The following is a 9,914-nucleotide window of genomic DNA, read 5'->3' as shown; positions in this document are numbered from 1 at the left end:
GATCCGCAACCTGCTCGACGGGCAGCCGCCGGTGCGCGATGCGGGCGGTGATCCGGTGACCCCGGCGCGCGGCTCCGCCGTGCCCTCCACCCGACCAGGCCGACCCAGAGAAAACGACGGGGGCATGGAGCCCCAGCCGCAGGCCTAGCGGGATCAGGCTCTTGCGTATTACCCAGAACGCTCGCCTTTTTGCGAGCGTTCTTTTTTGTTTACCTGACCGTTCTACTTTCAATCCAGCAAGAGGAGACCGCCTCTTGTAACAATTGCTCATCACTTGTGATGAGGCTTGGCAGGGCGAAGTCTTGACCCGGATTGGAGGGGGGTGCTTTGAAAAAACCAAAGCGCACAGCCGCGAAACGAAATGCGGAGACTAAGCCCATGCGGAAATACTTCGGGACCGACGGCATACGGGGGCGGGCCAATGGGATCATCACGCCGGATCTGGCCCTGCGGGTCGGTCAGGCGGCGGGCCTCATGTTCAGCCAGAGCGGCGATTACCGTCACCGGGTCGTCATCGGCAAGGACACGCGCCTGTCCGGCTACATGATCGAGAATGCCCTGGTCGCGGGCTTCACCTCCGTGGGCATGGACGTTCTGGTCCTCGGCCCCATGCCGACCCCGGCGGTGGCCATGCTCACGCGGTCCATGCGCTGCGACCTCGGCGTCATGATCTCCGCCTCGCACAACCCCTATGAGGACAACGGGATCAAGCTCTTCGGCCCGGACGGCTTCAAGCTCAACGACGATCTCGAGGCGCAGATCGAAGCACTCATCGATTCGGACCTGACCGCGCGGCTCGCGGGCTCCGCCGCCCTCGGGCGCGCCAAGCGCCCCGAGAGCATTCATGCCCGCTATATCGAGTTCGCCAAGCGCACTCTGCCGCGCCAGGTCGATCTGGAGGGCATGCGGGTCGTCGTCGATTGCGCTAACGGCGCGGCCTACAAGGTCGCGCCCGAGACCCTGTGGGAGCTCGGCGCCGAGGTCGTGAGCATCGGCGTGGAGCCGAACGGCTTCAACATCAATCACGAGGTCGGCTCGACCGCGCCCGACGCCCTGGTTCATAAGGTGCGCGAGCTGCGCGCCGATGTGGGAATCGCGCTCGACGGCGACGCGGATCGCGTCCTGATCGTGGACGAGAAGGGCCAGAAGGTCGACGGTGACCAGCTCATGGCCGTCGTCGCCCGGTCCTGGAAGGAGGACGGACGCCTCGCCCAGCCGGGGATCGTCGCGACGATCATGTCCAACCTGGGCCTGGAGCGCTACCTGAACGGCCTCGATCTCAACCTCGTGCGCACCGCCGTGGGCGACCGCTACGTGCTCGAGCACATGCGCGCGCACGGCTACAATCTCGGCGGCGAGCAATCCGGCCACATCATCATGTCGGATTACACCACGACGGGCGACGGCCTCGTCGCGGCCCTTCAGCTGCTCGCGGTGGTGAAGAGCATGGGCCGGACCGTCTCCGAGGTCTGCCACTGCTTCGAGCCCCTGCCGCAGATCCTGAAGAACGTGCGCTACAAGTCCGGCGCCCCGCTCCAGGACGCCTCCGTGGCCAAGGCCATCGAAGCCGGGCGCGAGCGGCTGGGAGCCGCGGGCCGCCTCGTCATCCGCCCCTCCGGCACGGAGCCGGTGATCCGCGTGATGGGCGAGGGCGACAATGCGGATGTCGTCACCCAGGTGGTGGACGACGTGGTGGATGCCGTGACCCGGGCCGCCTCGCAGGTCGCGGCCTGAGGGCAGGCTCTGCATTTTTCGAAACGGTCAGGCATGGATGTCCACATCCATGCCTTTTCTTTTGCCTTTCGGCATCCCCATCTCGGATGTTTGCGAGATGGGGTGAGCTCGCGGATTCAGAATAGGGCGTGGGCTTCCCTCCCCCTTGTGGGGAGGGCCAGGGTGGGGGTGTAAGCGTCACGATCTGAGATCTTGGCGCTCACACCCCCACCTCCACCTCCTCCCCACCCCAAGTCGGGTGTTCCCGGCTTGGGCAGATAAGGACAAGTCTCGGGCAAGCCCAAGGCTTGTGGGGAAGGAGGGTTCCAGCGCCACGCTGGAGATCCGGGCAAGCCCGCGACCGCTCGGAAAAGAGTGTCGGCACGATTGAAAATTAAAGTTAACCATCCCTTCACGGTTGAAAGCTACGCTCTAACATAGCCGCGGGTACTTCTGCGGCATGTGCCTGTCGAGTGACGAAGCGATCCATGAGTTTCATCAAGACCACGGTTCTGTCCGGCCTGATCGGCATCACCGCCTCGACGGCCTCCGCAGCAGATCTTCCGCGCAGGATGCTGCCTCCCGTTCCCGTCCTCGCTGATGCGACCGAGAGCTGGTATCTGCGCGGCGATGTGGGCTACATCCACGACAAGCGCCCCGGGGCCGATTTCGCATCGGGCGTCGTCGAGGGCAGCATGGTCCGTGAAGGCTTCGGTGACAGCGTTGTGGCAGGCATCGGCATCGGCTACCGCTTCAGTCCGCTGCTCCGCGCCGACGTGACCGTGGATCACCGCTTCCACGCGCGCTTCAAGGGCCTTCCGACGGACGACGGCTTCGTGGAGGGATCGGTGTCCGACAGGGGACGCTTCCAGTCTTCGACCGCCATGCTCAACGTCTATGCCGATCTCGGCACCTATCGCGGCCTCACCCCTTATCTGGGCGCCGGCATCGGCGTCGCATACAACGTGCTCGGCAGCTACACCCGCACGACGGCCGATGCTGCCGGGAACGCCACGCAGGAGCGTCTGGCGGGCGGCGACGACTGGGATTTCGCGTGGGCCCTCATGGCCGGCCTCGGCTACGATCTCTCGGAGAACCTCACCGTCGATCTCGGCTATCGCTATGTGAGCCTGGGCGGCGTGAAGACGCGCGGCTATGCCAGCGGCGCGGGCGCCGACGTGGAATCCATCGGCGCGCATGAGGTGCGGCTGGGTTTGCGTTACGCGTTCGATTGACCCGGTGGAGCCTGCATGATCCACGGAGGCCGGATCTCCGGTCGGAAGCATGAAAAACCCCGGTGCCGCCACCGGGGTTATTTGCTTGAGGATGCTCTGCCTATTCTGCCGGATGAGCCGGAGGCTGCGGGATGTGTACGTCCTCGCCGTGGGGGCGCTGGCCCGTCTGCTCGCGCAATCGGTCGAGCATCTCGCTCACGTAGGTCGCGGGCTTGGTATAGCCGCCGATGAGGAGATAGATCGCCGGGACCACGAGCACCGTCATCAGGGTCGACATGGTCACGCCGCCGACGATCACCGTGCCGATGGCGCTGCGGGCTTCCGCGCCCGCGCCCGTCGACCAGGCGAGCGGGACCGCGCCGCCGATCATGGCGATCGACGTCATGAGGATCGGGCGAAGGCGCAGCACGGATGCCTCGATCACCGCATCCCACACCGAGAGGCCCCGCTCGCGCAGCTGGTTGGCGAATTCCACGATGAGAATGCCGTTCTTGGTCATCAGGCCGATGAGGAGGATCATGCCGATCTGGCTGTAGATGTTGAGGGACTGCCCCGTGATCACGAGCGCCGCCAGGCCGCCGGTGACGGCGAGCGGCACGGTGAGCATGATGATGAAGGGGTTGATCCAGCTCTCGAACTGAGCCGCCAGCACCAGGAACACCACGAGCAGCGCCATGCCGAAGGTGACATAGATCGCGTTCGAGGATTCGCGGAAATCCTGCGACTGGCCGGTATAGCCGATGCGCGCATCCGCCGGCAGGTTCTCGCGCACGATCTGCTCCAGGACCGCGAGGCCTTCGCCGATCGAGGTGTTGCCCTGAAGGCTGGCATCGATCGTGATGGAGCGCATCCGGTCGACGCGGTTGAGCATCTGCGGAGCCGCCGACTCCGTCAGGCTGACGAAGGAGGAGAGAGGAACGAGTTCGCCGTTCGTGGCGCGCACGAAGGTGTTGGCGAGATCGTTCGGAGTCGCACGATCCTCTGCGCGCCCGCGCATGATGACGGCGTATTCCTCGCCCCGGTTGACGAAGGTGGAGACCTGGCGCTCGCCGAACATCAGCTCGAGGGTGCTGCCGATATCCTCCACCGACACGCCGAGATCGGCGGCGCGCTGCCGGTCGATCCGCACGCGGATATCGGGCTGGGATTCCCGGTAGTTGGAATCCATGTTCATGAACAGGCCCGTCTCCTGCGCCTTCTGCATGACGATGTCGCGCCATTCGCGCAGAGTGTTGTAGTCCGGACCGCCCAGCACGAACTGGATGGGCTTCGACGGGCCGCGCTGACCGAGCGAGCCGGGGCTGATCGGAGCCACGCGCGCACCGGGGAAGTTCGCGACCTTGCGGTTGATTTCCTGCACCAGATCCTGCTGCTTCATCGTGCGCTGGTCCCAGGGCACGAGGCGCACGATGATCAGCCCGGAATTGACCGGCGAGGGACGCGCGAAGCCCGGCGCCACTTGGCTCGTGATGGAGGAGACGACGCCCTGCTTCTGGTAGGGCAGAAGGATCTTCTCCACTTCCTTCACGCGCTCACGGGTGTAGTCGAGGCTCGATCCTTCGGGCGCCTCGATGCGCACGATGATCGCGCCGCGATCCTCAGTGGGGGAGAAGGTTTTCGGCAGCATCTGGAACAGGGAATAGGCCGAGAGGCACACCATGAATCCGACCGCCAGAATGACGAGCGGAGCCTTGAGAACCCGTGTCAGGATCTTGCGGTAGACGTTGTTCATCCCCGTGAAGAAGGGCTCAGTCAGCCTCTGGATGCGGCCATGGGCCGGCACCATCAGCTTCGAGCACATCATCGGGGTGAGCGTGCGCGCCACGACGCCGGAGAAGAAGATCGCGGCGGCGAGCGTGATGCCGAACTCGCGGAAGAGCTGGCCGGTATTGCCGGTCATGAAGGCGAGCGGCACGAATACGGCCATCAGCGTGGCGGTGGTGGCGATCACCGCGAAGCCGATCTCACGCGCGCCGTCGAAGGAGGCGAGCAGCGGCGGCTGACCTTCCTCGATGCGGCGATGGACGTTTTCGATCTCCACGATCGCGTCGTCCACCACGATGCCGATGGCGAGCACCACCGCGAGCAGGGTCAGCACGTTGATGGAGGCATTGAAATAGGCCATCACCATGCAGGCGGCGATGATCGATACCGGAATCGCCACGATGGCGACGATGGTGGAGCGCCAGTCGCGCAGGAAGACCAGGATCACCAGGACGACGAGGGCGATGCCCTCCATCAGCGTGTGCAGAACGCCCTTGATGGAGGCGCTGATGAACTGGCTCTCGTCATACGAGATCTGCGCCGTCGTGCCCGGAGGCAGGGAGGATTCCAGGTTCTTCAGCTCGGCGCGGATGCCGTCCGCCACGGCAAGGGTGTTGGCCGTCGATTGACGCACCACGCCGAGCCCCATGGCGACCTTGCCGCCTTCGTAGAACTCGAAGCGGTTGTCCTCCGGTCCGACCTCGACCTTGGCGACCTCGCCGAGGCGCACGAGGTATCCGTTCTTGTTCGAGACGATGAGATGCTCGAAATCCTGCTGGTTGGAGAGGCGGGAATCCGTCTTCACCGTGAATTCGCGCTGCGAGGATTCGATGCGGCCGCCCGGAAGCTCGACGTTCTGCCGCTTGATCGCGCTCTCCAGGTCCTGCACGGTCAGGCCGCGCGCCGCGAGGGCGGGGCGGTCGACCCAGATGCGCATGGAATAGCGACGCTCGCCGGCGAGGTTGACGTTGGCCACACCCGGCACGGTCGAGAGGCGGTCCACATAGACGCGCTTGAGGAAGTCGCTGAGCTCCAGCGCATCGTAGGTGGAGGAGGTGACGCTGATCCACATGATTGCCGAGGCGTCATCGTCCACCTTGCGGATCACCGGCTGGTCGACGCCGTCCGGCAAGCGGCCGACGACGCGGAACACGGCGTCGCGCACGTCGGAGGTCGCGCCTTCGGGGTCGCGCGACACGTCGAACTCGATCGTGACGGAGGAACGCTCGTCCCGGCTCTGTGAGCGGATCTGCTTGATGCCCTCGATGCCGGCCACGGCGCCTTCGATCACCTCCGTCACGCGGCTCTCGATGACTTCGTTCGAAGCGCCGCGATAGACGGTGGAGATCGACACGACCGGCCGGTCGACGCTCGGATACTCGCGGATCGGCAGGTTCATGAGCGCGGACAGGCCGCCCACGATCAGCAGCAGACTCACCACGACGGCGAAGACGGGACGGCGGATGAAGAGGTCGGAAACCTGCATGGTTCTGGTCGTTTCGGTGAGATCAGAATAATTCGACGGCACATTCCTCCCCCACAAGGGGGAGGGGACGAGGGCGGGGCCCTGAACAGCGCAATTACTGCGCTTCCGCCGCCTGCGCCGTGCCGATGGCGTGCGGCACGTTCAGCGAGGAGCGCGAGGGCTGCTGGCGATTGGCCGCCGGGGCTCCCTGCGGCTCGCCGGAACCCGAACCGAGCGGGCGTGCGATCACGTCGGCTCCGGGGCGCACGCGCTGAAGGCCGAGGACCACGATGGTCTCGCCGGCTGCGAGCCCGTCGACCACCTCCGCCTTGCCGCCTTGGCGCTGGCCGAGGGTGATGACGCGGCGCTCCACCTTGTTGTCCTTCACGGGATAGACCACGTGGCGCAGGCCCTCGCTGACGATGGCCTCTTCCGGCACCACGACGGCTTCGTCGTTGGACGAAACCTCGAGCCGGACTGCCAGGAACATGCCGGGCTTGAGGGCCTCGTCCTGGTTGTCGAATTCGGCGGTCAGACGCGCCGTGCGCGTCGCCTGATCGACACGGGGATCGATGGTGGACACCTTGCCCTTGAACGTGCGGGCCTTGTAGGCCGCGGAAACGGCGGTCACCGTCTGTCCCGGCTCTAGACGGCCGAGAAGGTTCTCCGGCACGGCGAAGTCGAGGCGGATCTTGGAGAGATCGTCGAGGGAGGTGATCCGGGTGCCGGGCGCGACATAGGCCCCGAGCGAGACGGAGCGCGTGCCCACGCGCCCGTTGAACGGCGCCCGGATCGTCAGATCCTGCAGCCGGGCCTCGGCGGCCTTGCGCTGCGCCTGGGCCGAGGCGATGGCGCCTTCGAGCGACTTGAGCTGCGCGGTGAGATCCTCGACCTGGGCGCTGGTCCCCGCTCCGGTGCGGTTGAGAGCCTGGGCGCGCTCGAGCTTGATCGCGACCTCGTTGCGCTGGGCCACGGCCCGGTTCGCCTCGGCGACGGCCTGGTCGATATCGGCCTGGCGCTCGGCGGCGTCGAGCTGCACCAGCACGTCGCCCGCCTTGACCTTCTGGCCTTCCTCGAACCCGATCTGGTCGATGATGCCCGCCACCTTGGCGGTCACCGTGATCGACTCGTAGGCGCGCACGGTCCCGACCGCCTCGCGGGTTTCCACGATGCGTCCCGTCCTGACGGTGTCCACCTCGACGGTTGCAGGGCCCGAGGGCCCGCCACGATTGCCGCCGCGCCCTCCGGAAGGACCAGCCTGCTGCTCCGTCGACTGCGTTCCTAGGTATCCGTTCTGATACCCATACCACCCGCCGAACCCTGCTGCCCCCAGCAAGGCGATGACGGCGAGTTGACCGGACACACGCATGCTCGCTCCTTGAACTTTGGCAAGTCTTTTATCAGCCAGAATGACTTTGAAGTGACCTAGCACATCATGAGCCAGGCGTTCTGACTATAACGCAGCAAACGCGATGTTTCGTATTACGATTTCGTAATCTGCCGCCTTTGTGACACGCGGTTCTCCGCCCGCTCGGACCTCCAGCTTGACAATGTTCCTATTTTGTTCTAGGAAAGGATCCTTATTTCGACGATCTGTGGATTGTCATGTCGTTTTTGCAGTCACAGCAGCGGGAGTGGAGGGAGCTGCGCCATGCCTTCGCCGTTGCTCAATTGGAAGTGCGGCGATTGCGCATCGCACTGGCCACCAAGCGCTTCAACCCGAACCAGCCGCGCGTCCCGGCAGGCAACCCGGATGGCGGGCAGTGGACGGGCGGAGGCGGTGGAGGAGACGCTTCGCGCGTCGAATTCGTGTCCGGCCGCTCGCGTCAAGGCGGCGGCAGTCGCGTCATTCGCGGCCGCGTCTATGAGACGACCCCGGCTCAGGAGGTGCGTCTCGACGTGTCGGCTGCCCGTGCGCGCGCTCTGGAGCAGGAAGTGCGGCGGCACGATCCGAACTGGCGCCCGACGCCGAGCATCTATGAGGGGGTCGAAGGCGAAATCCTCGCCAACGAATCCGCAGCCATGCAGGCCACGGCCCGCCTGAGGGAATTGAGCAGGCCGGAGCCTGTCCGGGGACCGATGGAGGAAATCCTTCTGCCCAACGGGCAGCACGTCGGGATGCGGTATAGGAATGCGAACGGGCGAACGCGTACGGTGACATCTTCGGAATTCAACGGCTTGCTCGAGGCTCTTACACCGGGCTCGCAGGTCATTCAGTCTCCTCCGGGATACCTTGGACTTTGGTATCGGCGACCAGACGGGTCCATTTTCGGGGTGAGGCAAAGCCTGGAGAATGGCATCACGATTGATGTCATTCAGTACAATCATCCTGTTATAAGAGACGGTTACAAGGTGCATCAGCAATGACGGAAGAACTCAGGCACAAGCACTTCGATTACAGCATGAGCGAGTGGATCAAGGCGACGGCCAACGAATTGCCGATCGATGCGGTTGGTCTCTGGCAGATCGTGCCGGATGGCCGCTATGGCTTTGAGCTCGAAGGCGAGGCGCTGACCGACTATGTCCGCCGCTGCATCGCCGAGCTGCTGTCGCGCGGCGCGGTGCCGGTCGTGGGCGGCGGGGATACGGGGTACTATTGGATCGAGCAGAAGCAATATGGCTCGACGCCTGAAGCCATTGTCGAGAATGTCGTGCGCGAATGGCTCGCCAACGGTGCCAAGGATGAGGACCCCGGCGGTCTTTGGTTTGCTCTCGCCGAAAAATGTAAGACGCGGTGGAAATAGACTCCCTACTCTCATCCTCTGCTTCTTGCGGGTTTGCATCGAGACGAGCCTATCGTTCGCCCTTCTGAGGCAGCGATCGCGCTGCCAGGACCTGCCTGAAAATCCTTGGCCGCGATGAATACAGAAAGTAGGGAGCTGAAATGCAGTTGAACGGAATAAAGGATCTTCTCTCTTTCCTGAATTATCTGGACAAGCAGAGCATTTATTATCGTCTGGATCATCTGCGGGAGGATTCTATCATGGTTTCCTTCACGCTTGTCGGCCTGCGCATCGAACTCGATTTCTTCGATGAGCATGTGGAGTTCAGCTTCTTCAAAGGAAACGAGGAGGTCGAAACCGACACCGCCCTCTTGGCCCACCTGATCAAGGAGCATTGGGGAGACGATTGAGCCCCTGGATCAGCTGGGAAAAGGTGATGAGCGGCCGCTCATCATCAGAAATGGCGATAAGGTGCATCAGAAATGACCGGGGAACCTAGACATCTCCTCTATGGCTATCCCCTGAGTGAATGGGTGAAGATGGTGGCCAACGAGCTGCCGATCGATGCGGTCGGCATGTGGCAGATCGTGCCGGGCGGCCGCCGTGGCTTCGGCCTCGAAGGTGATGCGTTGACCGACTGCGTCCACCGCTGCATCGCCGAGCTGCTGTCGCGCGGCGCGGTGCCGGTCGTGGGCGGCGGGCTGGAAGGCGAGCATGATTGGATCGCTCAGCCGCAATATGGTTCTCAGCCGGGCGAGATCATCGAAAACGTCGTACGCGAATGGCTCGCCAATGGGGCGAAGGACGAGGATCCCGGCGGTCTTTGGTTTGCCCGACGCGAGCGGGCTTGGTTCCCTCCGGCTTGAGGCCGCCATTCGGCGCATGTGCGAAACGCGGTGGAAGGAGTAGAGCCCTCCTTCATGACAGGCTTCATTTCGAGGTCCGTGGTGGTGGCTCGTCTTGACGTCTGTCCCGAATCGCCTTGACCGGCCTCGGGAGTTCCATCATACCGGT

At 64.2% G+C, this 9,914-nt stretch carries 8 protein-coding genes; 6 read left to right on the top strand and 2 right to left on the bottom strand.

All coding sequences use genetic code 11. From position 1 onward, the window contains the following. The first annotated feature begins 378 nt into the window (after window positions 1-378). Window positions 379-1,734: a phosphoglucosamine mutase gene (gene glmM / locus ACS5Q0_RS22270; RefSeq protein WP_473128843.1), complete on the top strand. Its 1,356-nt coding sequence runs from the start codon at window positions 379-381 to the stop codon at window positions 1,732-1,734. Between the two features lie 467 nt (window positions 1,735-2,201). Continuing rightward, window positions 2,202-2,948 carry an outer membrane protein gene (locus ACS5Q0_RS22265; RefSeq protein ID WP_473128842.1) on the top strand — a complete coding sequence of 249 codons (747 nt, stop codon included), beginning with the start codon at window positions 2,202-2,204 and terminating at the stop codon, window positions 2,946-2,948. Between the two features lie 100 nt (window positions 2,949-3,048). Here the strand turns inward: ACS5Q0_RS22265 and ACS5Q0_RS22260 are convergent, their stop codons facing one another. Continuing rightward, window positions 3,049-6,198, bottom strand: a complete 3,150-nt coding sequence (locus ACS5Q0_RS22260) for an efflux RND transporter permease subunit (RefSeq protein WP_473128841.1) — start codon at window positions 6,196-6,198, stop codon at window positions 3,049-3,051. A gap of 94 nt (window positions 6,199-6,292) precedes the next feature. Continuing rightward, window positions 6,293-7,546: an efflux RND transporter periplasmic adaptor subunit gene (locus ACS5Q0_RS22255; protein WP_473128840.1), complete on the bottom strand. Its 1,254-nt coding sequence runs from the start codon at window positions 7,544-7,546 to the stop codon at window positions 6,293-6,295. 236 nt (window positions 7,547-7,782) lie between these two features. Between ACS5Q0_RS22255 and ACS5Q0_RS22250 the strand changes: the two genes are divergently transcribed. The 4 genes from ACS5Q0_RS22250 to ACS5Q0_RS22235 all read left to right on the top strand — a co-directional run bounded on the left by ACS5Q0_RS22250 (window position 7,783) and on the right by ACS5Q0_RS22235 (window position 9,766). Beyond that, on the top strand, window positions 7,783-8,544 hold the full coding sequence (locus tag ACS5Q0_RS22250) for a hypothetical protein (protein WP_473128839.1): 762 nt from the start codon (window positions 7,783-7,785) through the stop codon (window positions 8,542-8,544). Continuing rightward, the gene (locus ACS5Q0_RS22245) at window positions 8,541-8,921 is read left to right on the top strand and encodes a hypothetical protein (protein WP_473128838.1); all 381 of its coding nucleotides are present in this window, start codon (window positions 8,541-8,543) and stop codon (window positions 8,919-8,921) included. Before ACS5Q0_RS22250 ends, ACS5Q0_RS22245 begins: the two co-directional genes overlap by 4 nt. A 239-nt stretch (window positions 8,922-9,160) precedes the next feature. Then, window positions 9,161-9,310 (top strand): hypothetical protein, encoded by a 150-nt coding sequence (locus ACS5Q0_RS22240; RefSeq protein ID WP_473128837.1) that lies wholly within the window; start codon window positions 9,161-9,163, stop codon window positions 9,308-9,310. A 72-nt stretch (window positions 9,311-9,382) separates the two neighbouring features. Then, window positions 9,383-9,766, top strand: a complete 384-nt coding sequence (locus ACS5Q0_RS22235; protein WP_473128836.1) for a hypothetical protein — start codon at window positions 9,383-9,385, stop codon at window positions 9,764-9,766. The last annotated feature ends 148 nt before the right edge of the window (window positions 9,767-9,914 follow it).

It is taken from the genome of Microvirga sp. HS2 (assembly GCF_055792805.1).
This window is presented reverse-complemented; position numbering and strand designations above follow the sequence as displayed.